Source organism: Janthinobacterium sp. FW305-129, assembly GCF_020858115.1.
GTDB lineage: Bacteria > Pseudomonadota > Gammaproteobacteria > Burkholderiales > Burkholderiaceae_D > Janthinobacterium.
In genome coordinates this window covers 34,828-59,971 of the sequence record NZ_JACYMM010000006.1, presented here as the reverse complement: position 1 = coordinate 59,971, position 25,144 = coordinate 34,828, and the positions used below count along the sequence as shown (strand labels likewise).

The following is a 25,144-nucleotide window of genomic DNA, read 5'->3' as shown; positions in this document are numbered from 1 at the left end:
GTTTGTTTTCATGCGTCTTTTCATGGATGGCCCGTGACGCACAGGGCGTCGAGCCAGCCCAGCGAGACGCCATTCGCGGCGCGCAACAGGCCCAGCAGGCCAAAGCCCAGCACCAGCACGCCGCTGGCGATGCGCACGGGGCGGCGCTGCATCTGCGTGCGCAGCCGCGTGCCCAGCAAGCCCATGCCCAGCAGGGTGGGCAGGGTGCCCAGGCCGAAGGCGCCCATGGCGGCCGCGCCGCTCAGGGCCGAGCCTTGCATCATAGCCGTCAGCAGCGCGCTGTAGACCATGCCGCACGGCACCCAGCCCCACAGGCCGCCCACGGCCAGCGCTTTTAGCGGGGTATCCATCGGCATCAGCGGTTTCAGCAGGGGCCGCACGCGGCGCCAGACGACGTTGCCGGCCGCTTCCAGATGGGCCAGGCCGCGCCAGGCATCCATCAGGTACAGGCCCAAAGCCACCAGCATCAGGTTGGCCAGCCAGTAGCCGGCCACTTGCAGGGAAGCGAGGTGCAGCATGCCGGCGCCCGCCAGGCTGCCGGCCAGTGCGCCGGCCAGCATGTAGCTGGCTATGCGCCCGCCGTTGTAGGCCAGCACGCGCAGGACGTTAGCCTGCACGGTTGTCTGCAATGCCGGGCGCGCCACGGCGATGGCGATCACGGGGCGGGCCGGCGCCGCCGGTGCGCCGCCGCTGATCGACAGGGCGCCGACGATGCCGCCGCACATGCCGATGCAGTGTACGCTGCCGGCCAGGCCGACCATGAACAGCGGCAGGAGGCTCAGGGCGTTCATCGGGCGGCGTTACACCGTTTTCGAGTAGCGCAGCGGCTGCGGCGCATCCGGCGTGGCGTTGGCCCGGGCCAGGGTCAGGTAGCGGTCGAAGACCATGCAGATATTGCGGATCAGCAAGCGTCCTTTCGGCGTCACTGTCAGCCAGTCTTCCTCGATGACGAGCAAGCCGTCGCGCGCCAGTTCGCGCAGCTTTTCCAGCTCGGCGGCGAAATAGCTGCGGAACTTGACGGGGTGCGCCTGCTCGATGGTGGCGATCGACAATTCGAAGTTGCACATCAGCATCTGGATGATGATGCGGCGCAATAAATCATCCGTATCGAGCTTGATGCCGCGCGCGATCGGCAGCACGCCTTCGTCGAGTTTTTCGTAGTACGCGTCGAGCGTCTTTTCATTCTGGCTGTAGACGGCGCCGACGGAGCTGATGGCCGACACGCCGCAGGCGATCAGGTCCGCTTCCGCGCGCGTCGAGTATCCCTGGAAGTTGCGGTGCAAACGGCCCTGGCGCTGCGCCACGGCCAGGTTGTCCGTCGGCTTGGCGAAATGGTCCATGCCGATGTAGACGTAGCCGGCGGCCGTCAGGCGCGCGATGCACAGGCCCAGCATGGCCAGCTTGGTGGCGCTGTCGGGCATGTCGGCGTCGAGGATGCGGCGCTGCGGCTTGAACAGGTGCGGCATGTGCGCGTAGTGGTACAGGGCGATGCGGTCGGGGCTGGCCGATATGACCTTGCGCAAGGTTTCCGTCATCGTCTCCAGGCTTTGCTTGGGTAAACCGTAGATCAGGTCTATGCTGATCGAGCGGAAGCCCGCGTCGCGCGCCGCCTGCATGATGGCCACCGTTTCCGCTTCCGGCTGGATGCGGTTGACGGCTTTTTGCACGTCCGCGTCGAAATCCTGCACGCCCAGGCTGATGCGATTAAAGCCTTGCGCGCGCAGCGAAAACACGCGCTCGCGCGACACGGTGCGCGGGTCGATTTCGATCGAATATTCGCCGTCTTCATCGGAAGCGAACTCGAAATGCTGGCGCAGGTGGGTCATCAGCTCGTCCATCTGCTTTTCGCTCAGGTAAGTCGGCGTGCCGCCGCCGAAATGCAGCTGTTCGATGTGGTTCATGCCGGCAAACAGCTTGCCCTGCATGGCGATTTCCTGCTTCAGGTAGCTGAGGTAGGTAGCGGCCTTGCTGCGGTCTTTCGTGATGATCTTGTTGCAGGCGCAGTAGTAGCACAGGGTGTCGCAGAACGGCACGTGCACGTACAGCGACAGCGGACGGCGGCCGCCGCGCATGCGCAGTGCGGCCAGCGCTTCGAGGAAGTTGCCGTAGCCAAATTCGGCATTGAAACGGTCGGCGGTCGGATACGACGTGTAGCGGGGGCCGGACTGGCTCATCTTGCCGATGATGACCGGGTCGAATTCGACGACCGCATCGAGTTCGGCGGAAGCACTGCTGAGTAGTGTAGGCATGATGTGTTTTGATGTCTTGAAAGGTTTAGGCGGCCAGGCGTTTCATGGCGGGTTTGCCGGCGTTTGCGGCACCCGATTTGCCGCCGGGCATGGCAACGCGGCGCGGTGGCGGCATCTTGCCGAAATTGAACAGGCTCACGGCTTGCGACAGGCTGGCCGCTTCTTCCGCCAGGCGCGTGGCGGCCGCGGCGGCTTCTTCCACCAGGGCCGCGTTCTGCTGCGTCACCTGGTCCATGTGGGCGATGGCCTGGTTGACCTGGTCGACGCCGATGCTCTGCTCGCGCGAGGCGATGGAAATTTCCTGCATGATGGCCGTCACTTGCTTGACGGAGCTGACCACCTGCTCCATGGTGGCGCCGGCGCGGTTTACCTGCAGCATGCCGGCGCCCACCTTGCCGACGGAAATTTCAATCAGCTGCTTGATGTCCTTGGCCGCCACGGACGAGCGCTGCGCCAGGTTGCGCACTTCGCCCGCCACCACGGCGAAGCCCCTGCCCTGCTCGCCGGCGCGCGCCGCTTCCACGGCCGCGTTCAGGGCCAGGATGTTGGTCTGGAAGGCGATGCCTTCGATCAGGCCGATGATGTCGACGATCTTCTTCGACGAGGTATTGATGTCGTCCATGGTGGTGATCACTTCGGCAACGATTTCGCCGCCCTGCACCGCCACTTTCGAGGCGGCCACGGCCAGTTCATTGGCCTGCACCGAGTTGTCCGCGTTCTGTTTCACGGTCGACGAGAATTCCTCGATGCTCGACGCCGTCTCTTCCAGGCTGGCCGCCTGCGATTCCGTGCGGCCCGACAGGTCCATATTGCCGACGGCGATTTGCTTGGTGGCCACGGCCATGGTTTCCACGTTGATGCGCACGTCGCGGATGGTGGCGATCAGGTTGCTGTTCATTTGCTGCAGCGCGCGCAGCAATTGCCCCATTTCATCCGTGCTGTCCGTTTCGAAACTGCCCGACAGGTCGCCGGCGGCAATCGCGCGCGCGCCGTTCAATGCCTTGCCCAGCGGCTGGAGCACGGACATGCGCAAGGTGTACCAGAGGAAGACGTTGATCAGGAAGCCGAACAGGGTGGCGCCGAAGATGGCGTAATTGGTGATCTTGCCGCCGCTGGCGAACAGGCTGATGATGCACACCAGCAATTGCAAACAGTTGACGATGGAGGTGGCGGCCCAGATGCGCAGGTTCAGCGACATGTGCGTCAGGCTGTGCAGCAGGTGCGCCAGGCCCGGGCGCACGATCTGCCCGTGCTTGATGACGATGTTGCCGCCTTCCTTGTTGCGGATGGCCGCATAGGCTTCCTCGGCCGCCTTCACCTGGTCCTTGTCCGCCTTCACGCGCACGGACATGTAGCCGATGGTCTTGCCCGCTTCACGGATGGGCGTGACGTTGGCGCGCACCCAGTAGAAATCGCCGTTCTTGCAGCGGTTCTTGACCAGGCCCGTCCATGGCGTGCCAGCCTGGATCGAGGCCCACAGGTCGGCAAACGCTTCGGCCGGCATGTCCGGGTGGCGCACGATGTTCTGGGGCGAACCGAGCAGCTCTGCCTCGCTGAAGCCGCTGACCTGGCTGAAGTAGGGATTCACGTAGACGATATTGCCGTTCATATCCGTTTTCGACACGATGGCCTGATCGTCCAAGACGAGGACTTCACGGTTAGTCACTGGCAAATTTTGTCGCATGGTCGCGGCTTCCTGATCGGTTAAATGAGCAATTGGTGAGTAAGACTTGCACGATTGCAAGAATGGAGATCAGTGTAAGGAGTCGCCTGCGCAAATTTATTGATGTAGATCAAAATCCTCCAGATTGGTCGTGCTTGCACGCATTTAGCGATAGCAATGCGGCATTGTTTTAAAGCTACTGGTTGTCGGCGGCGCTTAGAGCCTATCCCGGTAGGGAGCGTCTTCTGCTGGCAGCGCATCAGGAGCGCGGACAAGGCGTGAGGAGGACGCGTGGCGAGCCACGCGACGACGAGCAACGCAGTCCCCGCTTCTGACGGGCGCCAGCAGGGGATGTATTCATCTACCGGGATAGGCTCTTAATCCACGCCCGCCGTCAGCGGCCGCAGGCTGCCGACGGCGTAGCCTTGCGCGTAATCGATGCCCAGTTCGCGGATGATGGCCAGGGTTTCCGCGTCTTCCACGTATTCGGCCACCGTTTGCAGGCCCATCACGTGGCCCACTTCATTGATGGCCTTGACCATGGCGCGGTTGATGGCGTTGGTGGCGATGTCGCGCACGAAGACGCCGTCGATCTTCAGGTAGTCGACGGGCAGGGCCTTCAGGTAGCCGAACGAGGAAAAGCCGCTGCCGAAGTCGTCGAGCGAAAAGCGGCAGCCCAGGGCCTTGAGCTGGCGCATGAACACTTGCGCCTTGGGCAGGTTGGCGATGACGGCCGTTTCCGTGATTTCAAAGCAGATTTGCTCGGGCGCAATCGCAAACTGCACGAACTGCCCGGTGATGTAGTCGTGCAAGCCGGCATCGGCCAGCGACAGGCCCGACAGGTTGACGGAATACAGGGCCGGGCTGCGGCGCCGGCTTTCGGCCAGCGCCTCGAGCGGCGGCAGGCTGTCGCGCACGCTCTGGATATGCGCGCAGACGGCGCGAATCACCCAGCGGTCGATGGACAGCATCATGTCGTAGCGTTCGGCGGCGGGGATGAAGGCGCCCGGCAAGATCAGGTCGCCCTTGCTGTTGCGGATGCGGATCAGCACTTCGTCGTGGTGTTCGGGATGGTCGTGCAGGTGCACGATGGGCATGGCGTACAGGCGGAAATAATCGTGTTCGAAGGCTTCGTTCAGGCGTGAAATCCACAGCATTTCGCCATGCCGCTGCGCCAGCATGACGTCGGACTCCTGGTACACATGCAGGCGGTTGCGGCCCTGCTCCTTGGCCAGGTAGCAAGCCTGGTCGGCGGCGCTCAGCAGCTCGCTCATGGATTTGCTGTCCTGGTTGATTTCCACGATGCCGATGCTCACGCCCAGCTCGAAGCTGCGTTCGTCCCAGGCGAAGCGGAATTCGCGGATGGACTGGCGCAGCTGTTCGCCGACCAGGCGCGCGTGCTCGAGGGGACAGTGGGGCAGCAGCACGCCCAGCTCGTCGCCGCCCAGGCGCGCCAGGATGTCGCTGTCGCGCATGCGCCCCTGCAGCATCTTGGCCAGCAGCTGCAGCAGCACGTCGCCGGCGCCGTGGCCGCAGGTGTCGTTGATGACCTTGAACTGGTCCAGGTCCAGGTACAGCAGCGCATGCACGTGGCCGTCCTGCTTGGCCGTGTGCAGGGCGCCGGCCACCAGGTGTTCGAATTCTCGCCTGTTGATCAGGCCCGTCAGGGCGTCGTGCGTGGCTTGCCACGACAGTTGCTGGCTCAGCTTGCGTTCGTGGCTGACGTCGCGGAACACGACGACGGCGCCGAGGATGGCGCCGTCGCGCGACCAGATCGGCGCGGCCGACTCCTCGATGGCGATGCGCCGGCCGTCGCGCGTGACCAGTTGCGCACGGGGGGAAATGCCGATGGCCTGGCGCTGTTGCAGGCAGCGCAGGGCCACGTGCTCGAGCGCTTCGCCCGTGCGCTCGTCGGCCAGCGGCATGGTCTGGGCGATGTCCAGGCCGCGCGCCATGTCGTTGCTCCAGCCCGTCAACTGCTCGGCCACGCGGTTCAGGTAGCGCGTCTTGCCTTGCGGATCGGTGGTGATGACGCCGTCGCCGATGGAGCTGAGCGTCACTTCGGCCAGTTCCTTGCGCTCGGCAATCATCAGCTCGCGCGCCATGTGCTCGGTGATATCCCAGATGATGCCCAGGGTGCGTTCGGGATGCCCGGCGTCATCCATGAACACTTGCGCCTTGGCCGCCAACCAGTGCTCGCTGCCGTCGGGCCAGACGACGCGGTATTGCAGGGCGTAGCCTTCGCGTCGGCGCACGCCGTCCTGCAGCACTTTGATCACCTTGTCGCGGTCGCCGGCGTGCACGCAGTCGAGAAAGCTGCGAAACGGCTGCGTCAGGGCGCGCTCCTCCAGGCCCAGCAAGGCAGCGCCCTTGGCCGACCAGCTGACCGTGCCGTCGATGACCTGGCCATCGACGATGCGCGAATCCCAGATGGCCATGTGCGCCGCCTCCAGTGCCATCTGCAAACGTTTCTGCTGGTCGCCCATCATCCCCTCCCGACATGGATACAGGGATAGATGCGCCGCCGCTATTTAAGTTCCCGGTACCTCGGCAGAGGTGGCCGGCGCCGCGCGCGCCACGTCGCGCACGTTCTTTTGCACGGCCACGGCGGCGAACAGGCTGAGTAAAAACGCCATGGCATAGAAACCCTTCTCGCTGTTTTGCAGGGCGGCGTTCCACAGCCCGACCGTCAGCAGCAGCAAGGCCAGCAGGACGGAAATCCAGCACAAGCCAAAGTAGATCCCCGTCACGGCGATGCCTTCCGCGCGGTCGCGCACGGATTTTTGCAGCGAGATGGCGGCGAACAGGCCGTACATGAGGATCGTAAAATAATAGCCCTTCTCGTTGAGGGCCATGCCGGCGTTCCACAGGCCGGACAGATAAGTGACGATGCCGATCAGCAATGCCGCCCAGGAAGCGCCGATGAAGGCGCTGCTGGGGCGTGGGGCGGGGGAAGTCTGCATAGGGTCTCCATGGGCAGCGGGCGCCGCCGGCATGGCCGGGGCGGCAGGCACGGATGCGCCTGCCGCCCCATCAGACCAGAAAGTCTATTTGTTTGGCTTGATCATGCGCAACAAAGCCGACACGGCGGTGACGCCGGCCAGCACCAGGCCGCCGGCGATGAGGCCGGCCACCGCGTTGATCAGGCTGGGCGTGACGGCCGCCAGTACGGGGCCGATGCCGGCCACGCCGCCGACGGCTTCTTCCGCGTGGTGCAGCATGGCGCTGGCCCACGGCCAGCCGTGCGTCAGGATGCCGCCGCCCACCATGAACATGGCCAGCGTGCCCACCACGGAAAGAAACTTCATCAGTTTTGGCGCCGCCGACACGAGCATGCGGCCAAAGCCGCGCACGCCATCCATCAGCGCGCCCGCGCCCTTGCGCGCCGCCAGGTAAAAGCCCGCGTCATCGAGCTTGACGATGCCGGCCACCAGGCCATACACGCCCACCGTCATGATGAGGGCGATGCCGACGACGACGGCCACCTGCTCGGCGAAGGTGGCCGTGGCCACCGTGCCCAGGGCGATGACGATGATTTCCGCCGACAAAATGAAATCGGTGCGGATGGCGCCCTTGATCTTGTCCTTTTCCAGCGCCACGAGGTCGACTTGCGGGTCGCGCAGCGCCTGCGCCAGCTCGGCCTTGTGGCTGTCGTCCGGGTGCAGGTATTTGTGGGCGATCTTTTCGAAACCCTCGAAGCACAGGTAGGCGCCGCCCACCATCAAGAGCGGCGTGATGGCCCACGGCGCGAACGCGCTGATGGCCAGCGCGGCGGGCACGAGGATGGCCTTGTTCTTCAGCGAACCGACGGCGACGGCCCAGACGACGGGCAATTCGCGCTCGGCGCGCACGCCGGCCACTTGCTGCGCGTTCAGGGCCAGGTCGTCGCCGAGCACGCCGGCCGTCTTCTTGGCGGCCACCTTGGTCATCAGGGAAACGTCATCGAGGATGCTGGCGATGTCGTCGAGCAGGGCCAGCAGGCTGGAGCCGGCCATCTCAGCGCGCTCCCGTGGCGGTGGCAGGGAATGTTGGAGCTTGGAAAGTATTGTTTTTCATGATGTTGTTCTTGGTTGTACGGCAAGGAAAAGCACGACCCTGATCTTACCTCAGCGAAGGCCGGCAGGGCCGCACTGACCGGGTTAAAATTGCTTCTTATCACCATTTTCTGGACACCGCATGCACTTCGCCACCTGGATCGCCTTTGTCGTCGCCGCTTCCATCATCGCCATCTCGCCGGGATCGGGCGCCGTGCTGTCGATGTCGCACGGCCTGTCGTATGGGGTCAGAAAGGCCAGCGCCACCATCCTTGGCCTGCAACTGGGGCTGCTGGTGGTGCTGGGCATCGCCGGCGCCGGGGTCGGTTCCCTGCTGCTCGCGTCCGAAGTGGCGTTCAATATCGTCAAGACGGTGGGCGCGCTGTACCTGATCTACCTGGGCCTGTCGCAGTGGCGCGCCAAGGTGGCCGTCACGGGCGACCTGCATGCCGACGCCGTGGTGCCTTCCATGGGCCGGCGCGTGCTGACGGGCTTTCTGACCAACGTGACGAATCCGAAGGGCATCATCTTCATGGTGGCGGTATTGCCGCAATTTATCAGCCCGGCAGCGCCGCTGCTGCCGCAATTGCTGATCCTGGCCGTCACCATGTGCACGATCGACCAGATCGTCATGCACAGCTACGCCTTTTTAGCGTCGTCGATGCAGCGTTTTTTCCGCGATGCGCGCGCCGTGAAAAAGCAGAACCGCTTCTTCGGCGGCTTGCTGATGGCCGTCGGCACGGCCTTGTTCTTCGTCAAGCGCGGCAGCCAGGCGGCTGCCTGAGCCAGGTCAACATGCAAACATTTGTAAGCCCGCTTGCGATGCCGGCCCGATAGGAATGTAATCGGGCTGTTGTCCATCTTTCATTTCTGTCCGTCCTGCCTGGAGCGCGCCATGCGTCCGACCCTGTCTCTCCCCCTGCTGAACACCGTGTGCGCCATGCTGCTGTCGTCGGCGTGCGCCTTGGCCCTGGCGCAGGACCCGCCCGCCCGCGTGGGGCGTATTTCCACCGTCGAAGGGCAGGTACTGGTGCGCGCAGGCGATGGCGAGGCGCAAAACGCCCTGCTGAACTGGCCCGTCACGACGGATAACCGGCTCAGCACCATGCGCGGCGCGCTGGCCGAGTTTCGCGTGGGCGCGGCCGCCGTGCGCCTCGATGGCGATTCCGAGCTGGAAGTGAGCGAGCTCGATGACGACAGTTTCAAATTGCACCTCAGCTATGGCACCGTCAGCGTGCGCGTGCGCAACCCGGACGCGCTGCGCGGTTTCGAGCTGACCACGGCCCAGGCGCGCGTGATCCTGACCCAGCCGGGCTGGATACGCATCGAGGCGGGGCGCCAGCCCGGCACCAGCGTCGTCAGCGTGCTCGAAGGGGCGGCCGACGTGGATGGCGCGACGGGCAGCGTCACCTTGCGTGCAGGCAAGCGCGCCGAGCTGACGGATGAGGAATTGCGCACGGGCGCGGTGCAGCGCGTGGCGTTTGACAACTGGCCCGAAGCCTTGCCCGCTGCGGCGCCGGCCTTGCGCTATGTCACGGACGATACCACCGGCTATGAAGAGCTGGACCGCTACGGCGCCTGGCAGGACGATGCGGAATACGGCCCCCTGTGGCTGCCCAGCGCGGTGCCGGCCGGCTGGGCGCCGTACAGCGACGGGCGCTGGACGTGGATCGCGCCGTGGGGCTGGACCTGGGTCGACAATGCGCCGTGGGGCTATGCGCCCTCGCACTACGGCCGCTGGGTGCTGCTGGGCCACCGCTGGGGCTGGGCACCGGGGCGCGAGCGCGGCCGCGTGCCGTGGGCGCCGGCCCTGGTGGGCTGGGTCGGCGGCAATCACGGCCAGCGCCCCGGCGTGGGCTGGTTCCCCCTGTCGCCGCACGAGCGCTACGTGCCTGGCTACCGCGCCAGCGCGGAGTATGAACGCCGCATCAACCGCGTGGCGGAAGGACGCCGATCCGTGGCGGGCGAACGCGAACGCCGCGAAGGCATGACGATGCTGCCGGGCGAGCGTTTTGGCGGGTCGCGCACGGTCGACGTGCCGCGCCGTCACCGCACCATCATGCCCGCCCCCGTGCTGCAAAGCATGCCCTTGAGCACGCCGCCTGCGCCGGCGGGCAACTGGCAGCGCCCCGCCGCCGGGATGCCGCGCCAGGAAGACGGTTTCCGCCGCGACTGGGGCAACCGTCCCGGCCGCTTGCAGACGGACGATGGGCAGACGCATCTGGCGCCGCGTCCCATGCAGCCGAACCGGCCGCCCGTGCCTCAGCAGCCTCAGCAGCCTCAGCAGCCGCCCGTGCCGCCCCAGCCCGTGATGCCGGCCGTGCCGGCCTTGCCACCGGTCCAAGATCCGGTGGCCCGTCCCGGCTGGCGCGGTGAAGAGCGGTCCCGCGCCGAGCGGCCGCAGCCGCGCCCGGACGGCAGCCGCTGGGAGCGTGCAGAGCGCGGAGAACGCGGCCCCCGCCGCGAAGTGCTGCAGACGGCGCCGCCGCCGTCCATGCCTGCCCCGCCGCCCGTGGCCCAGCCGCGGCCCGCGCCGCCGATGCCAGCCCCTGCCGCCGGCCCGGCACAGGAAGCGCGCGGCGGCGAGCGTGCCAGGAATCATGAGCGGGGCAATGAAAGAGGGAATGAAAGAGGCAAGGAGCGCGGCGGGCCTGGCCGCGGTGGCCGGATGCAGGAAGCGGAGCGCTGAACGGGCCGCTGGCGCTGGCCGCTTGTCCGTCCGGTCATGGATTATCGACGTTCAAGCCGCCAAACCGACAGTTCGTCACATTTCAGCGGTCAAGCCGCGGTGTTTTGTCTACAGTGGAGTCATTGCAAGACAGCGCAATGCCGACGCGGCTGACAGCACCGATTTTCCGGCTATTTTGTCCAAACGAAATAGTTTTTTGCCAGCTTACCCAGCTGGCTTTTTTTTTCCGCGCCCCTGGCGCCATGGCGGCGGGCGCAAGTGCCGCCAAAGTTGGCTACAATACGCTTTTATGCAGCCGCCGCGCGATGTACGCTGCGCCGCCTGTTCTGACCGGCACTGATTGGATTTCCCATGCAAACCACCCCACCGACCGAAGTGACGATTCCTCCCAGCGAATCGCTGATCGAATACCCGAGCGATTTTCCCATCAAGATCATGGGCCCGACGCATGTCGACTTCGCGCCGACCATGCTGGAACTGGTCATCAGCCACGATCCGACCTTCCACGCTGGCCGCATGGAAGAGCGCCCATCGGGCAAGGGCAATTACACGGGCCTGACCGTCACCGTGCGCGCCATCAGCCGCGAGCAGCTCGACGCCCTGTACATGGCGCTGTCGGGCCACCCGATGGTCAAGATCGTCATGTAAGGCTGGCTGCCGCCACGCTGGCCCGGCTCTTCGTGAGCAGCCAGACGGCGGCAAAAGCGCCACTGGCCGCCGCCGTCACCCACAGCAGCGGTTTTTCGCTGCCATCCGTGATGGCGGCGATAACGGCGCCGCAGGCGGCCGTAATGGCCATCTGCACGAAGAAGAACAGGCCCGAGGCGCTGCCCGCCTGGGCGCCATACGGCTGCAGCACGGCCAGCTGGCAGGCGGGAATCGCCATGCCCACCGACACCATCACCAGCAGCATGGGCGCCACCAGCGACGCCACGTGCCGCGGCGCCAAGGTACCCGCCAGCAACAGGCTGGCCGCCCCCGCCACATTGATCAGTACCGCCACGCCCAGCATGTGATCGGCGCCCAGGCGCGGTCCCAGCGCGCGAAACAGGCTCGACCCCGCGATATAGCCGCTCACCGTCAGGCCGAATACCAGCGCATACGCGCCGGGCGACAGGTGCATGCCCCTTTGCAGCAGCACGGACGATTCCGCGATGAACGGGAAATACGTGCAGTACACGCAGCCGATGGCCAGCGCATAGCGCAGGAAATACGCGTCGCCCAGCAGGCGCCGGTACAGCGCCAGGGTATTGCCCTGTGGCACGACGCTGGCCGGCCTGGTTTCCGGCACGTACGCGGCGATCAGCCACAGCGACAGCGCGCCCAGCAGGCACAGCACGCCAAACACGGCGCGCCAGCCGAACGCCGCGTCGAGCACGCTGCCGGCCAGCGGCGCCAGGATCGGCGACAAGCCCATCACCATCGAGATTTGCCCCAGCATGCGCGCCTGCGTGGCGGGGTCGAAGCGGTCGCGCACCATGACCCGGCCGATGATGGTGCCGCTGCAGCCGCCGAACGCCTGCAGCACGCGCGCGGCGATCAGCACGTGCACATCGGAAGTCACGGTGCAGACGATGCTGGCGAGCACAAAAATGCCCGTGCCGGCCAGCAGCACGGGGCGGCGCCCGTAGCGGTCGGCCAGCGGCCCGCAAGCGAGCATCGAAGCGGCCGAGCCGGCCATGAACAGGCTCAGGGTCAGTTGCAACTGGGCATCGCTGGCATGCAGGGCGTCGGCCATGGCCGGCAGCGAAGGCAGATAGATGTCGATGCTGATGCGCGACAGGCAGACCAGCAGCAGCACGATGCCGCCCCAGGCCCACAGCGGCAGGGATGTGTTTTTGACCATTTTTCCAAACGTAAGATTGCATGATGCGCCCCGCTGGCGCACCGGAACGGTGAGAATAGGATGGTTGTGGTGTAATGCGAAGTGCCAGTCATCAGAAAATTCATTGGACCACTTGGACGATTATCATGCCGCGAGGAAAATCACCACACGCCCTGGACTTGCCTCGCCCGACCAGCTGGCTCGACAAGGCAGGCGTCAACAAGCAGGACGGCGCGTATGAAGCGCTGCGCTCGGCCATCCTGACGAAGATGCTGCCGGCCGGCAGCCAGCTGCCATCGAGCCGCACCCTGGCGGAACGGTGGGAGTTGTCGCGCGGCACCATCGAAACCGTGTTCGACCGCCTGCACGCGGAAGCGTACGTGACGCGCGTGCCCGGTTCCGGCACGCGCGTGTGCGCCGTCGTGCCGGAGCGTTTTTTGATGGCAGGATTTGCAGAAACCACCCCGGCCGCACCGGCCAGCGCGCCCGTACCCGCCCCGGACACGGGCGTGCGCGACGGCTTGCCCTTCGTGGCCCGGCGGGCCGACGCCAGCCTGTTTCCCATGGCCGCCTGGTCCAAATGCGCCACGCGGGCACTGGCCGCCGCCACGCCGGAACAGCTGTGCAGCGCCGATCCGGCCGGCCTGCCCCAGCTGCGCCAGCAGATTGCCGATTTCCTCGCCAAGTACCGCGGCATCCGCTGCGATCCGCACGACATCGTCGTCACCACCGGCATCCGCCACGCGATCGACTTGCTGGCGCGCAGCATCGTGCGCGATGGCGACAAGGTGTGCCTGGAAGAACCGGGCTACCCGGCCGCGCGCGCCCTGTTCGCCCTGGCCGGCGCCGTGCCCGTGGACATTGCCGTCGACGCCGAGGGCATCGATTGCGCCGCCCTGGCTGCGCACACGGACGCCTGCCTCGCCTATGTGACGCCGGCGCACCAGTCGCCGCTGGGCGTGACCATGTCCGTCACGCGCCGCCTGGCGCTGCTGGAATGGGCGAACGACAGCGGTGCCTGGGTGGTGGAAGACGATTACGACAGCGAATTCAATTACCAGAGCGCGCCGCTGGCGGCCCTGAAGGCGCTCGATCAATATCAGCGCGTGATTTATTGTGGCAGTTTTAACAAGACCCTGTTTGCCGGCCTGCGCGTGGGTTTCATGGTGCTGCCGCCTGCCCTGCGCCCGCAGCTGCTGCGCATCGTGCAGTTGACGGGCCGCTCCGTGGGCGTGACGGAACAGCTGGCGCTGGCCGCCTGGATGGAGGAAGGCGCCTTCGTGCGCCATCTGCGCCAGGCCAGGCTGGCCTACAAGGAGCGGCGCGACCTGCTGCTGTCCTGCCTCGAGCAGACGGCGCCCGGGCGTTACGCGATTTCCGGCCAGCAGGCGGGCTTTCATTGCGTGCTGTGGCTGCCGCCGGGCAGCGACGAGCGGGCCTTTTGCGCGCGCGCCGCGCAGGAGGGGCTGGCGCTGCAGCCGCTCGGTGACTTTTGCCACAGCGCAAAATTGGCGCCGGCCGTGCTGCTCGGCTACACGGCCCTGAATGGGGCCCAGATACGCCATGCTGCTCAAAAATTGGGCAGGTTGCTGCTGCCGCCGGCGCCCGCGGCTGAATGAAACGGCGGCCTGGCTTATAATCACGGCTTCGCCGCAGCGTCCGCAGGGCGCCGGCAGCTGATTACAGAATCTGTCATGACCACCACCCGCACCGAAACGGCGCTGATCCGCGAGCTGGGCCGCGTCGATTACGAGCCGACCTTTGCCGCCATGCGCGCCTTTACCGACGCGCGCACGACCGACACGCGCGACGAACTGTGGATCGTCGAGCATCCGCCCGTATTTACTTTGGGCCTGGCGGCCGACCGCGGCCACCTGCTGGCCGGGGCAGATGCGATCCCCGTGGTGCAGACGGACCGGGGCGGCGAAGTGACGTTCCACGGCCCCGGCCAGGTGGTGATTTACCTGCTGATGGACTTGCGCCGCAACAAGCCGGGCGGCAAGCTGTATGCGCGCCAGTTCGTGCATAAAATCGAGCAAGCCATCATCAACGTGCTGGCGGCGTATAATCTCGCTGGCGAGCGCATCGATGGCGCGCCTGGCATCTATATTGCCGACGGGCCAGACAAGGGTGCGAAGATCGCCGCGCTGGGGTTGAAAGTGCGCGGCAACGGCTGCACCTACCATGGCGTATCGCTCAACGTGGCGATGGACCTGGCGCCGTTTTCCTGGATTAACCCTTGCGGCTATTCCGGCCTGAAGACGGTGGACATGCGCAGCATGGGCGTGGTGGCGCCGCTGGCCGAGGTGCAGCGGGCCCTGGCCCAGGAATTGACCGTATTACTCGATGTAAGCGAAGTAAACAGCGCCGCAGGCGCGCCTCAGGCAGCGGATGCCTGAGCAAACAAACCAACATGCCCGTCAAGGGCTTGCAGCCATGACTTCTGAGACCATTTCCAGCACCGCCCCCGCCGCTACTGCCGCTCCTGCGTACAACCCGAGCGAAAAGCAAAAAGGCGCCAGCAAGACTTCGCGCATCCCGATCAAGATCATTCCGATCGAGCAAGTCGAGCGCCTGAAAAAGCCGGACTGGATCCGCGTCAAGGCCGCGTCGGCTTCGACCCGTTTCTATGAAATCAAGGATATCCTGCGCGAAAACAAGCTCGTCACGGTGTGCGAGGAAGCCAGCTGCCCGAATATCGGCGAGTGCTTCGGCAAGGGCACGGCCACCTTCATGATCATGGGCGACAAGTGCACGCGCCGCTGCCCGTTCTGCGACGTGGGCCATGGCCGCCCGGACCCGCTGGACAAGGAAGAGCCGGCCAACCTGTCGAAAACCATCGCCAAGCTGCGTTTGAACTACGTCGTCATCACCTCCGTCGACCGCGATGACTTGCGCGACGGCGGCGCCGGCCATTTCGTCGAGTGCATCCAGCAAACGCGCGCCCTGTCGCCGAACACCCGCATCGAAGTGCTGGTGCCCGACTTCCGTGGCCGCCTGGAAAAAGCGTTGAATTTGTTCAAGGATGGCTTGCCTGACGTCATGAACCACAACCTGGAAACGGCGCCGCGCCTGTACAAGGAAGCGCGTCCCGGCTCCGACTACATGCACTCGCTGAAATTGCTTAAGGATTTCAAGGCCATGTACCCGGACGTCAAAACCAAGTCCGGCATCATGGTGGGCCTGGGCGAGACGGACGAGGAAATCCTGCAAGTCATGCGCGACATGCGCGAGCACGACATCGACATGCTGACCATCGGCCAGTACCTGGCGCCATCGAACAGCCACCTGCCCGTGCGCCGCTACGTGCACCCGGACGTGTTTAAAATGTTCGAGGAAGAAGCCTATAAAATGGGCTTCACCCACGCCGCCGTGGGCGCCATGGTGCGCAGCTCGTACCATGCGGATGAACAGGCGCACAGCGCCGGCGTGGAATCGGCGCTGAATTTCTAAGCAGCTTGCGCCAGATCAAAGCCGCCCGCTCATGCTGGCGGTTTTTTTTATGATGTATCCTATACAAGTACAAGTTGTATTAAAGATGATTACAAGGGGTAACCAAGATGAGAAAGATGAAGAGAAAATGCGGCTAGAATGGCGGTTGCTGATAATAACCCGTCACTGTGAGTAAATTTTCATGCTTACGGTTATTTTTAAAAATAAAAATTCATCTACGTTGAGTGATATGTGAATTATCACAAAATTTCAGATTTCCTCGGAGTCAAATTTAGCGGCATCAAGCAATGGATCAATAACGATAATAGTCCAGCTTTTTTCCAAAGATGCATTAACTCGATTTCGAGCGTTTATTGCTCCGTCATCCTCTTCGAAATGATTTTGGAAAATTTCCGAAATGTCGACACGGTAGCCAGTTCCATTACCGTATCGTTGCTCGCATAAACTCCATAGCTCAGTCGCGCTTTCCAAGTGCGGCGAATATGACACACGTCCTGTCAGCGCGGCTTTAGCAAGAAAATTTTGCTTCCATTCTGTAACGTCATCTTGTAGGGATTCAAGTAGCTGATTAATATCAAGAAGATGACCAAATTTTCTTTTTAGACCTTCTATTTGCTCATCAATTCGAATAAAAAGATCTCTGGTACGTAGGTTTGCATCTGCTCGAACCCCTACCCCAAGTATGTGAGGAACATTGAAATTTTCCCATTTCCCGCGGCGGTTTACTGAGGCAGAAATTGAGCTTTGATGAGCTTTTTTTGTTTCTGCTATAAGGTTAACATGAGCTGGCTTTCTTGATTCAGGGAGTTTATTGAGGCGCACTACTACATTTTCAATTGTTTCCGCAATTGTGATACGAGCCTGACGGCTTTTCGCTATGTCACTATTTACTACAAGGTCATGTGCGGCACCAACAAAGCGCTCAATTCTAACGATTTTATTCTCGCGTATGCGATTTATCATTGAAGTTAACCAGACCCAAACATCAGCAGGATTATCATTTTCAACATTGTAAAAATTCAAAGGGATGCTAGGTAGGCCTTCTGTAGCGAATTGTTGATCGATTTGTGCTTCCCTTACTGCGTAACCATCTTCAGGTGTTAATGGATTGCCTCCAAAATCGTCTATAACTTTAAGTGCCTCATCTTCCCTAGGAAGCACAAGTAGACAAATCCTTCCAGCCTCCAATGCGTCAGAGCCAGAGTCAGTCATTTCTCGCATAATCGACATTGGGGTAGGGCCAGGTGCATCTGAAAATTTTGAGCAAAGTACAACTACAGTTCGGGCATCATCCACCTGAGCTTTAAGATCCGACCGTTGAGTGGTTCCTTCGACACCTTTTGTGTCGATGACGCTGAGGAGGTACGGTGTTTCTCGTAGTGCTTGCAGCGGGAGCAGAACAGTTATACGTTGGGGGACAGAAAAATTCGGATGCTGCCCGTAGTTAATTTTTGCAATATTACTAGCTAGCCATTCAATACTTCCTTCTGTATGCTCAGAAAGAATCATCTGTGCCTCAGTCCGAGTATCGAGTTTCATCTTTGAGAGAACGTCTGCGATGACCTGATCGATATCATCGGTTGCATCAACCATATCGCGTAATTCATCTATTGGTTTCGCTTTTTCGAGACCGGCTTTAGGACGAACTGGCGTACGTCGTAAATCTGCCATGTTTCTAATAACACGTTCAAGTTCGCTTGGAAGACCACTCTTGCCGGTTTTAAGTCCTCGCACGAGATCCGATACTAACTCCCGAATTGCTTCCTCCGTTAAACTTTCAACGGAAATGCCAAATGCTGGAGCTATTTTAATTGCCACCTCGCAGACGGTTGTGCGTCCACTGCCTGTTGGAAATACACTCTCTGGCTTGCCTCCTTTCCCTGTAAGTATTAAATTGGTTACAAAAGATAGAGCAGTGGTTTTACCAACTCCAATGTCGCCGATGAAAGCAATTCCATGCTCCCTATGCCGGACAAATTCCGTCTCTGCAATTATTCTGTTTCGTAACTTGGACAGTGGATCTTGCAAAATAGCATCAAATTGTGAACTATTTTCGAAATTGTCCAAGCTTTGAAGTGCCTGTTCTGCAGAAAAAATAACTTTTCTCTCAGTGTGAGTAAACGGTGGTTGTTCGATAAATCGCCACCGTTCACCGTAATATTCGACTATTTCGGCTGCTAGGTCTGTTTTAATGGCACTGAGGTAGCGTTCCGCCATTTTGCAATCAGCGAATTCAGTACTTTCTAATCTTGAGACAATACTTGCGCTCACACCTAATCTGCCAGCGAGTTCTGTTTGACTCAACGCTGCCTTCTCTCTAGCCATTTTAAGTACATTTGTAGGAATTTGCCCAATCATAGCATCGCCTTTTTAGTTTTTCAGTAAGTCATTATTGATCAAAAATCTTATATTTTCAAGTCACAAATGATATTTATTTTGCCGCTTAGAATGAACAAATGAGTGCATCAGTCTTCTAAAGTGAAATTGCTATTGTAGGTAGCTTTGCCTAGCCGTACCGTAACGCGGTGCCGGGCGCGACGCGGCTATACTGATCAATGATGTTTTAAAAACATGCTTGACGGGGGAGCCATGGACGTACGCATCGATGCATCGTGGAAGGCGCGGCTGGGGGGGGAGTTTGCCCAGCCCTACTGGGAGCGCCTGGCCGCCTTCGTGAAGGAAGAGTACGCGGCGGGGCCGTGTTTTCCTCCGGGTAAATACATTTTTCGCGCCTTCGACCTGACGCCGTTCGAGCAAGTCAAGGTGGTGATCCTGGGGCAAGACCCGTATCACACGCCGGGCGCCGCCATGGGGCTGTGCTTTTCGATTCCCGAAGGCACGCCGCCGCAGCCGAGCCTGCAGAATATCTTCAAGGAATTACACAGCGACGTGGGCGTGGCGCGCACGCGCACGGATTTGTCCGATTGGGCCGAGCAAGGCGTGTTCTTGCTCAACAGCGTGCTGACGGTGCGCGCCGGGGCGGCCGGTTCGCACGCGGCCAAGGGGTGGGAAAAGCTGACGGACAGCGCCATCGGCCACCTGTCCGCCGAGCGCGAACACCTGGTCTTCATCCTGTGGGGCGGCTATGCGCAAGCCAAGCGCAGCCTGATCGACCCCGGCAAGCACCTGGTGCTGGTGGCGCCCCACCCTTCGCCATTGTCGGCCAGCAAAGGTTTCTTTGGCAGCAAGCCGTTCAGCTTGACGAATGCGTATCTGCAGGCGCATGGCCAGGCGCCTATCGCCTGGGGTGATGGCTGATTCCTGACGGCAACCGACAGCGGCAGGCGTTGCTCCCTGCCGCTGTCTTCGCGCGTAACGGTGGTAACGGTTAAAAACTGGTCGACAGGCCCGCGTAAATGCTGCGGCGGGCACCGTATTGCGGCGCGCCCACTCCCACGCCGGAACCGTCGCGCAGCAGGTACGACTTGTCGAACAGGTTGATCAGGGCCAGCCGTCCTTCCACCTTGCCGAGCGGCGTGTTTTTCCACGTGTGCGTGAGCGCCGTGTTGACGGTGAAGTAGCTCGGCAAATGGCCGGAATTCGGTGCGCCGCCGTCCGGTGTCATCCGCAGGCCGCTGCCGTAGAGGAAGTCAGCGCTCACTTGCGAATCGCCGAAGTGATAGTGGCCGCCACCCGACAGCGTGTATTTCTGGTCATGATCGAGGTAGACATAGTTCTTGCTGATGTAGTTCAACTCATCGGCGCCAAACAGGGCTTGCCCCGAATTGATGTTGCGGCCCTGCGCCTTTTGCGTGCTGGCGTTGAGGAACAGGCCCCAGTTTTTCTCGCTGTAGATGGCGGACAATTCCAGGCCCTTGGCATAGCCATCCGCATAGTTGAACGGGGTCAGGATCAATGCCTGGCCGAACTGGCCTTCATCGAGCAGGTTGTTGATCTTTTTATAGTACACATCGGCCGTCACGGTCAGTTTTGAACTCACCTGGTGGCTGATGCCCACGTCATAGTAGTGCGTGCGCTCGGCCTTGACGTTGTCGGACTGGCCGATTTCCGGCGCATTCGTCGTGTTCGCGTACAGGTCGATGCTGCCCTGCGCGGCCAGTTCCTGCGGCGGCGGCGTGAAATAGCGCGAATAGCCGGCGTGCAGGGCCGTGCCCGGCGCGATCTGGTAAGCCAGGTTGACGCGCGGGCTCCATTGCTGCTCGTTCGTGTAGGCCGAGACCTTGTCGAAGCGGGCGCCGTAGTTCAGGGTCAATGGCTTGCTGATATGCCATTCATCCTGCAGGTAGACACTGGCCAGGGTACCCGTCTTGCCGCTGTTGTCCAGAATGCTGACCGGCGTGGTGGAGGTTTGCGCCCCGTCAATACTCGGGAAGACGGCCACCGTGTTGTCGCTGGTCGTCTTCTGGCGCGTGTAGGCCAGGCCCGCGCGCACGGTGTGGTCCTGGTGCAGCTTGTAGCTGATGTCGAACTGGGCACCGGAAGCGCTGTTGGCGCGGCGCGAATCGGAGGCCACGCCGTTGTAGATCAGGTCGCCGATGGCATCAGGCGTGAAGTGCAGTTCCGAATACTGGTGGAAGGCCGACACCTGGTAATTGACGTCGCCCAGGCTTTTTTGCAGCGACAGCACGAGAAAGCGGTTCACTTCGCGCTGGTTTTCATTCAGCTGCGATGAAGGGATGCTGGACGTGCCCGCCTGCGCATCGCTGTGGCCGGCCAGCGAGAAGCCCGGCGCCTGGTCCGGGTTGTTCGGGATCTGGAAGCGGCCGTTATACGTGCCGAACATGGCGCCCAGGCGCGTGTTGTCATCGAGGAAATACGACAGGCTGCCGAACGATTTGTTCTGGCGCGTCTTGTCGTGCAGGGCGCTGCGCGTGGCTTGCGGGTTTTCCACGCCCAGGGAATTGCCCAGGTAGCTGCCGGACAGGTAGTAATTGAACTTGCCGACGCTGCCGAAAAATTCGGCACTCGGCTCCACGTGGTCGTGGCTGCCGACCATGATGCCGATGCGCCCGCCAGGGCTCAAGCCGCCTTCCTTCGTTTCAATATCGACGATGCCGGCCGTGCGCAGGCCGAACTGGGCCGGCAAGGCGCCTGTCATGAAATCCGTCTTGTCGATCAAGCGCGTGTCGATGGACTGGCCAAAGCCGCTGATGCTTTCGGGCAACTGCACGCCATTGATGCGATATTGCACGTTGGCATGGTCGTCGCGCACGTGCAGGGCGCCGGAACCCTTCGAATCCTGCGACACGCCCGGCAGGCGCAGCAGCACTTCATTGAACGGCGTGTTGTCGCCCTGGCCCAGCATGTCGACCATGTGGCTGTCGATGCTGTAGATGGTGGTGCCGACTTTCGGCGACAGCTTGATGCGCGCGCTTTTCAAATGGGCGGAGGTGACTTCCACTTTTTGCATCTCTGGCGGGGCGGCATCGGTATTGGCGGCTTCGGCAGGCTCGGCGGCATGGGCGGAAACGGTAAACAGGCTGGCAAGGGCGAGCGACAGCGCGCTCAGGCGTGGTGTGTGTTGCATGGTAAACCTCGAAAATAGTCAACGCCAGGCGGCCCGGCGCGCATCAAAGTGCGGCAAGGGGCAGCCTGAAAAGGATAAAAACAGCGTGGGAACTACAGTGAGGCGGCAGGCGGGCCGCGCACGGGCGGCAGGACGAGGGCGGCGACGGGCGCCAGGGTAGCGGGCGCGAGGGCCAGCAGGCGGTACGGCAGTAACTGGGCGGGCGGCTCGGCGATGGCCGGCGGCACGGCGATGTCGGCCACCTTGTCGATGACCGTGGCGCACAGCGCGCACTCTTCCGCGTCGAGCGTCGTCTTGTGCAGGTGCGAGGCGGCCGTCGACAGCAGGAACACGAGGGCCAGCGCACTGAACAGCGCCACGCACAGCTGCCACGGCGTGCGCGCGAGGGCGGACGCCGGGTAAGGTTTGCGGGTGGGCTGGCGGGAAGACATGGGCGCATAGTAGCAAGAAAATCGCCGCCTTGTCAGCGCTTGTTGCGTGATTTGCGCCAGCGCGCCCTTACAGCGTGGCGCGCAGCTCGCGCGGCGACAGGCCGTAATGCTGGCGGAAACGGGCCGCGAAGCGCGAGGGCGAGGCGTAGCCGCAGGCGGCCGCGATGTCGCCGATGGGTAAGATGCCGGATTGCAATTCCTGCAAGGCCAGTCCCAGCCGCACGTCTTCCAGGATGGCGCGGAAATGGCGCCGTTCCAGGGCCAGCTGGCGGCGCAGGGTCGAGGCGCCCAGGTGCAGATGGCTGGCAACCTTGGCCACGCTCCAGTCGGCGGCCGGGTCCAGCAGTAGCACTTGCTGCACGCGCGCGGCCAGCGGATCGCGGCGATCCAGCAACAGCGGGCCGCAATGGCCGCCCAGTGCCAGAGCCAGCAGCAAGCCTTCCGCCTGGTGCGCCAGCAGCGCGGGCGGCGTGCTGCTGGCCAGGCTGGCCGTCAGCTGGTCCCAGGCCAGCGCCGCGTGGGCATCGAGCGGCACGCACAGGCTGGCCGTGGCCGCCTGGCGCAGCTGGTTGTCGACGAGGCCGCCGTGGCGCGCGCGGAAGCGGGCGATCAGGGCCGGCGAAAAACTCAGCACTTCCGCCCGGTAGCCTTGCGCGCCGGGCAGGTTGGCCACGCCCAGTTCCTGCCCGGCCGGCATCAGCACCACATCGTGCGTGCCGGCGCGGGCCTGGCGCGCGCCCCATTCCAGCAGTTTCGTTCCTTGCCGCACGCGGCACAGGGCGCTCTGGAAGACGGGCACGCGGCGCAGGTTTTGCGCGCGGCGTGCCTCGATGGTGCCGTGGGCGATGCGCAGTTCGCTCAGGGCCACCGCTTCCATGTCATCGGCCATACAGTCCCGTCAGCTGTGCCTTGCCCAGTGCGTTGGCGTTGAGCATGTAGCCGAGCATGGCGCCGCTGGCGTGCTGGTCCAGCGGCAGCTTGTCTGTTTTCAGCGCCCACACCGTGATCTGGTAGCGGTGGGCCTTGTCGCCCGGTGGCGGGCAGGCGCCGCCGTAGGCGCTGTCGCCGTAATCGTTGCGCCCTTGCACGGCGCCGGCCGGCAAGGTGGCGGTTGTCGTTCCCGCAGGCAAGGACGTGGTGCTGGTCGGCACATTGAACACGCTCCAGTGCCACCAGCCGCTGCCCGTGGGCGCGTCCGGGTCGTACAGGGTGATGGCGTAGCTTTTCGTGCCGGCCGGCGCGTTGCTCCACGACAATTGCGGCGACAGGTTGCCGCCCGTGCAGCCGAAGCCCTGGAATACTTGCGCGCTCGCCAGGCGCTGGCCGGGGGCGATGTCGGTGCTGGTCACCGTGAAATCGGCGGCGTGCGCGCCCAGTTGAAGAGCGAGGCCCAAGGTGGCGGCGAGGAAGCGGGAGGCGGTCATAATTTTCCTTTCGATAAGTATAGGGGAAAGTGTATGTCGCGCAACATAACCGCGCGATGCCGATGCGCTCGCTGATGGTGCCGAAACGCTCGTTTTATCCTATTTCCGACGTTTGCATGAGCGTGTTGTGTGGTTTGCCGCTTTCTGGCCGCGCATGATTTTCACTGTCGGGCTTTCATGCTATCGTTCCGCAGCCCAAATTTCCCAAAGTTTCCATGTCCCGACGCCCGATCAAGTGGTTGCTCAGCAAACTGCACCTGTACGTGGGGCTGTGGTTCGGCGCCCTGTTCGTCCTGCTGGGCTTGACGGGCTCCGCCATCGCCTGGATGCCGGAACTCGACGCGTATCTGAATCCGACCTTGTTGCAGGCGAGCACGCCCGCGCCTGGCCAGGTGTTCCAGGTGACGCCGCGCACGCTGCAGGCGGTGGTGGATGGGCTTACGGCCGACCCCGCCTATGGCAAGCCGAGCCAGCTCAATCCGCCCGCCGATGCGCGCGACGTGTACGTGGCCTCGTATCGCCAGGCCGGCAAGCCGTCGCCCTTCAGCCAGGCCATCGTGCGCCAGGTGATGGTCGACCCCTACACCCTGCAAGTCAAAGGCGAGCGCGACTGGGGCCGCTTCGGTCTCACGCGTCCATTGCTGATGTCGGGCATGTTTCATTTGCACCGCTATTTATTGTCCGGCGACGCGGGCAAGACCATCACGGGGATTTCCGGCGTGGCCCTGCTGCTGATGGCCTTGAGCGGCATCTACCTGTGGTGGCCGCGCCTGCAGTGGACGGCGATCAAGCGCGCCCTGACCGTGTCGCATGGCGGTTCCTGGCCCCGTTTTAATTACACCTTGCACAAGGCGGCGGGCTTTTTTGCCGCGCCCGTGCTGGCAATTCTCGCCTTTTCCGGCATCTATTTCAATTTGCCGCAATTGATCGTGCCGCTGGTGGAACTCGTGTCGACGGTGCCGGACACGGCAAAATTGAAAAATGTGGCCCGGGATGGCGCCTTGCTCGATGCGGGCCAGGCCATGGCCGCCGCGCAGCAGCTGTATCCGCAGGCGCGCGTGTCGCGCATCGTGCTGCCGGGCAAGAAGGACCAGCCGTACGACGTGCGCGTGCGCCAGCCCGGCGAAATCGCCCACGGCGACGGCGCCACACGCATCACCCTGGACGCGCGCAGCGGCTTGCCCCTGCGCATACGCGATCCCTTGCGGGCGCCGGCCGGCGATGTCTTCCTGGGCTGGCAATTCCCCTTGCATTCGGGCCAGGCCTTTGGCGTGGCCGGACGCGCCTTCATTACCGTCTTCGGTTTGATGCCCTTGCTGTTCCTGCTGACGGGCACCCTGGTGTGGTGGAAACGGCGGCGCGGCCGGAAATAAGCGGCCGCCAAACCGTTGCGGGGAAAGTTGCTATCATCATAGTATTTTCCGGCGTATCCACTGTCCGGACTCACCCGCACAAGGACCAGCATGAGCAATCCCGACATCACCGTAGCAATGTTGAATGAACGCGGCACCGGCCGCCTGCCCGGCCACCTGGGCATCGTCATCACGGCCGTGGGCGACGGCCAGCTGACGGCGGAATTGCCCGTGCTGCCGCATTTGCTGGCGCCGAACGGCTATCTGCACGCGGGCAGCGTGGTGACCCTGGCCGACACGGCGTCCGGCTATGGCTGCATCGTCAACCTGCCCGAGGGCGCCAATAATTTCACCACCATCGAACTGAAATCGAACCACCTGGGCACGGCCCGCGAAGGCACGCTCACCTGCACGGCCAAGGTCGAGCACAAGGGCCGCAACACGCAGGTGTGGGATGCCGTGGTGAAAAGCAAGGAAACGGGCAAGACGATTGCCCTGTTCCGCTGCACGCAGATGATTCTGTATCCTAAGTAAGA

21 protein-coding genes are annotated in these 25,144 nt (G+C 62.9%); 9 read left to right on the top strand and 12 right to left on the bottom strand.

Annotated features, from left to right (window positions below):
- Positions 1-20: 20 nt before the first annotated feature.
- The 6 genes from IGS61_RS13415 to IGS61_RS13390 form a co-directional block, all read right to left on the bottom strand.
- Positions 21-791, bottom strand: coding sequence for a sulfite exporter TauE/SafE family protein (locus IGS61_RS13415; protein WP_230540042.1), 771 nt, complete (start codon positions 789-791; stop codon positions 21-23).
- Positions 792-800: 9 nt separating this feature from the next.
- Positions 801-2,249 (bottom strand): oxygen-independent coproporphyrinogen III oxidase, encoded by a 1,449-nt coding sequence (hemN, locus tag IGS61_RS13410; RefSeq protein WP_230540041.1) that lies wholly within the window; start codon positions 2,247-2,249, stop codon positions 801-803.
- Positions 2,250-2,274: 25 nt separating this feature from the next.
- Positions 2,275-3,933 carry a methyl-accepting chemotaxis protein gene (locus tag IGS61_RS13405; RefSeq protein ID WP_230540040.1) on the bottom strand — a complete coding sequence of 553 codons (1,659 nt, stop codon included), beginning with the start codon at positions 3,931-3,933 and terminating at the stop codon, positions 2,275-2,277.
- A 356-nt stretch (positions 3,934-4,289) separates the two neighbouring features.
- Positions 4,290-6,401 (bottom strand): EAL domain-containing protein, encoded by a 2,112-nt coding sequence (locus IGS61_RS13400; RefSeq protein WP_230540039.1) that lies wholly within the window; start codon positions 6,399-6,401, stop codon positions 4,290-4,292.
- A 42-nt stretch (positions 6,402-6,443) separates the two neighbouring features.
- Entirely contained in the window at positions 6,444-6,875 is a 432-nt protein-coding gene (gene yiaA, locus IGS61_RS13395; protein ID WP_230540038.1) for an inner membrane protein YiaA, read from the bottom strand.
- 84 nt (positions 6,876-6,959) lie between these two features.
- A complete protein-coding gene (locus IGS61_RS13390) occupies positions 6,960-7,907 on the bottom strand; it encodes a DUF808 domain-containing protein (RefSeq protein WP_230540037.1) in 948 nt (315 codons plus the stop codon).
- Positions 7,908-8,088: 181 nt separating this feature from the next.
- Between IGS61_RS13390 and IGS61_RS13385 the strand changes: the two genes are divergently transcribed.
- The 3 genes from IGS61_RS13385 (at position 8,089) to IGS61_RS13375 (ending at position 11,283) form a co-directional block, all read left to right on the top strand.
- Positions 8,089-8,730, top strand: a complete 642-nt coding sequence (locus IGS61_RS13385; RefSeq protein ID WP_230540036.1) for a LysE family transporter — start codon at positions 8,089-8,091, stop codon at positions 8,728-8,730.
- A gap of 111 nt (positions 8,731-8,841) precedes the next feature.
- Entirely contained in the window at positions 8,842-10,635 is a 1,794-nt protein-coding gene (locus IGS61_RS13380; RefSeq protein ID WP_230540035.1) for a FecR family protein, read from the top strand.
- Between the two features lie 351 nt (positions 10,636-10,986).
- Positions 10,987-11,283, top strand: a complete 297-nt coding sequence (locus tag IGS61_RS13375; protein WP_070257888.1) for a DUF493 family protein — start codon at positions 10,987-10,989, stop codon at positions 11,281-11,283.
- Here the strand turns inward: IGS61_RS13375 and IGS61_RS13370 are convergent.
- On the bottom strand, positions 11,276-12,481 hold the full coding sequence (locus IGS61_RS13370) for a multidrug effflux MFS transporter (protein WP_230540034.1): 1,206 nt from the start codon (positions 12,479-12,481) through the stop codon (positions 11,276-11,278). The genes IGS61_RS13375 and IGS61_RS13370 overlap by 8 nt on opposite strands.
- A 125-nt stretch (positions 12,482-12,606) precedes the next feature.
- On the opposite strand from IGS61_RS13370, the gene pdxR reads away from it, so the two are divergent.
- The 3 genes from pdxR to lipA all read left to right on the top strand — a co-directional run bounded on the left by pdxR (position 12,607) and on the right by lipA (position 15,913).
- Positions 12,607-14,079: a MocR-like pyridoxine biosynthesis transcription factor PdxR gene (pdxR, locus tag IGS61_RS13365; RefSeq protein WP_230540033.1), complete on the top strand. Its 1,473-nt coding sequence runs from the start codon at positions 12,607-12,609 to the stop codon at positions 14,077-14,079.
- Positions 14,080-14,154: 75 nt separating this feature from the next.
- The gene (gene lipB, locus IGS61_RS13360; protein ID WP_230540032.1) at positions 14,155-14,859 is read left to right on the top strand and encodes a lipoyl(octanoyl) transferase LipB; all 705 of its coding nucleotides are present in this window, start codon (positions 14,155-14,157) and stop codon (positions 14,857-14,859) included.
- 37 nt (positions 14,860-14,896) lie between these two features.
- On the top strand, positions 14,897-15,913 hold the full coding sequence (gene lipA / locus IGS61_RS13355; RefSeq protein ID WP_034782748.1) for a lipoyl synthase: 1,017 nt from the start codon (positions 14,897-14,899) through the stop codon (positions 15,911-15,913).
- Between the two features lie 249 nt (positions 15,914-16,162).
- Here the strand turns inward: lipA and IGS61_RS13350 are convergent, their stop codons facing one another.
- The gene (locus IGS61_RS13350) at positions 16,163-18,271 is read right to left on the bottom strand and encodes a helix-turn-helix domain-containing protein (protein ID WP_230540031.1); all 2,109 of its coding nucleotides are present in this window, start codon (positions 18,269-18,271) and stop codon (positions 16,163-16,165) included.
- A 231-nt stretch (positions 18,272-18,502) separates the two neighbouring features.
- Here IGS61_RS13350 and ung point away from each other — a divergent pair, with 231 nt between their 5' ends.
- The gene (gene ung / locus IGS61_RS13345) at positions 18,503-19,171 is read left to right on the top strand and encodes a uracil-DNA glycosylase (protein WP_230540030.1); all 669 of its coding nucleotides are present in this window, start codon (positions 18,503-18,505) and stop codon (positions 19,169-19,171) included.
- Between the two features lie 70 nt (positions 19,172-19,241).
- Here ung and IGS61_RS13340 read toward each other — a convergent pair whose 3' ends face one another.
- From IGS61_RS13340 to IGS61_RS13325, 4 genes are all read right to left on the bottom strand, one after another.
- Positions 19,242-21,401: a TonB-dependent receptor gene (locus IGS61_RS13340; protein ID WP_230540029.1), complete on the bottom strand. Its 2,160-nt coding sequence runs from the start codon at positions 21,399-21,401 to the stop codon at positions 19,242-19,244.
- A gap of 92 nt (positions 21,402-21,493) precedes the next feature.
- On the bottom strand, positions 21,494-21,832 hold the full coding sequence (locus IGS61_RS13335; protein WP_230540028.1) for a hypothetical protein: 339 nt from the start codon (positions 21,830-21,832) through the stop codon (positions 21,494-21,496).
- A gap of 67 nt (positions 21,833-21,899) precedes the next feature.
- On the bottom strand, positions 21,900-22,721 hold the full coding sequence (locus tag IGS61_RS13330; protein ID WP_230540027.1) for a helix-turn-helix transcriptional regulator: 822 nt from the start codon (positions 22,719-22,721) through the stop codon (positions 21,900-21,902).
- The gene (locus IGS61_RS13325; RefSeq protein ID WP_230540026.1) at positions 22,711-23,256 is read right to left on the bottom strand and encodes a YbhB/YbcL family Raf kinase inhibitor-like protein; all 546 of its coding nucleotides are present in this window, start codon (positions 23,254-23,256) and stop codon (positions 22,711-22,713) included. Before IGS61_RS13325 ends, IGS61_RS13330 begins: the two co-directional genes overlap by 11 nt.
- A 215-nt stretch (positions 23,257-23,471) precedes the next feature.
- Here IGS61_RS13325 and IGS61_RS13320 point away from each other — a divergent pair, with 215 nt between their 5' ends.
- Both IGS61_RS13320 and IGS61_RS13315 read left to right on the top strand, forming a co-directional pair.
- Positions 23,472-24,629 (top strand): PepSY-associated TM helix domain-containing protein, encoded by a 1,158-nt coding sequence (locus tag IGS61_RS13320; RefSeq protein WP_230540025.1) that lies wholly within the window; start codon positions 23,472-23,474, stop codon positions 24,627-24,629.
- Between the two features lie 90 nt (positions 24,630-24,719).
- Entirely contained in the window at positions 24,720-25,142 is a 423-nt protein-coding gene (locus IGS61_RS13315) for a PaaI family thioesterase (RefSeq protein WP_230540024.1), read from the top strand.
- Positions 25,143-25,144: the final 2 nt, after the last annotated feature.

Coding starts and splice junctions, on each gene's coding strand:
- IGS61_RS13415 (WP_230540042.1), bottom strand. CDS start 791: ATGAACGCCCTGAGCCTCCTGCCGCTGTTCATGGTCGGCCTGGCCGGC.
- hemN (WP_230540041.1), bottom strand. CDS start 2,249: ATGCCTACACTACTCAGCAGTGCTTCCGCCGAACTCGATGCGGTCGTC.
- IGS61_RS13405 (WP_230540040.1), bottom strand. CDS start 3,933: ATGCGACAAAATTTGCCAGTGACTAACCGTGAAGTCCTCGTCTTGGAC.
- IGS61_RS13400 (WP_230540039.1), bottom strand. CDS start 6,401: ATGATGGGCGACCAGCAGAAACGTTTGCAGATGGCACTGGAGGCGGCG.
- yiaA (WP_230540038.1), bottom strand. CDS start 6,875: ATGCAGACTTCCCCCGCCCCACGCCCCAGCAGCGCCTTCATCGGCGCT.
- IGS61_RS13390 (WP_230540037.1), bottom strand. CDS start 7,907: ATGGCCGGCTCCAGCCTGCTGGCCCTGCTCGACGACATCGCCAGCATC.
- IGS61_RS13385 (WP_230540036.1), top strand. CDS start 8,089: ATGCACTTCGCCACCTGGATCGCCTTTGTCGTCGCCGCTTCCATCATC.
- IGS61_RS13380 (WP_230540035.1), top strand. CDS start 8,842: ATGCGTCCGACCCTGTCTCTCCCCCTGCTGAACACCGTGTGCGCCATG.
- IGS61_RS13375 (WP_070257888.1), top strand. CDS start 10,987: ATGCAAACCACCCCACCGACCGAAGTGACGATTCCTCCCAGCGAATCG.
- IGS61_RS13370 (WP_230540034.1), bottom strand. CDS start 12,481: ATGGTCAAAAACACATCCCTGCCGCTGTGGGCCTGGGGCGGCATCGTG.
- pdxR (WP_230540033.1), top strand. CDS start 12,607: ATGCCGCGAGGAAAATCACCACACGCCCTGGACTTGCCTCGCCCGACC.
- lipB (WP_230540032.1), top strand. CDS start 14,155: ATGACCACCACCCGCACCGAAACGGCGCTGATCCGCGAGCTGGGCCGC.
- lipA (WP_034782748.1), top strand. CDS start 14,897: ATGACTTCTGAGACCATTTCCAGCACCGCCCCCGCCGCTACTGCCGCT.
- IGS61_RS13350 (WP_230540031.1), bottom strand. CDS start 18,271: ATGATTGGGCAAATTCCTACAAATGTACTTAAAATGGCTAGAGAGAAG.
- ung (WP_230540030.1), top strand. CDS start 18,503: ATGGACGTACGCATCGATGCATCGTGGAAGGCGCGGCTGGGGGGGGAG.
- IGS61_RS13340 (WP_230540029.1), bottom strand. CDS start 21,401: ATGCAACACACACCACGCCTGAGCGCGCTGTCGCTCGCCCTTGCCAGC.
- IGS61_RS13335 (WP_230540028.1), bottom strand. CDS start 21,832: ATGTCTTCCCGCCAGCCCACCCGCAAACCTTACCCGGCGTCCGCCCTC.
- IGS61_RS13330 (WP_230540027.1), bottom strand. CDS start 22,721: ATGGCCGATGACATGGAAGCGGTGGCCCTGAGCGAACTGCGCATCGCC.
- IGS61_RS13325 (WP_230540026.1), bottom strand. CDS start 23,256: ATGACCGCCTCCCGCTTCCTCGCCGCCACCTTGGGCCTCGCTCTTCAA.
- IGS61_RS13320 (WP_230540025.1), top strand. CDS start 23,472: ATGTCCCGACGCCCGATCAAGTGGTTGCTCAGCAAACTGCACCTGTAC.
- IGS61_RS13315 (WP_230540024.1), top strand. CDS start 24,720: ATGAGCAATCCCGACATCACCGTAGCAATGTTGAATGAACGCGGCACC.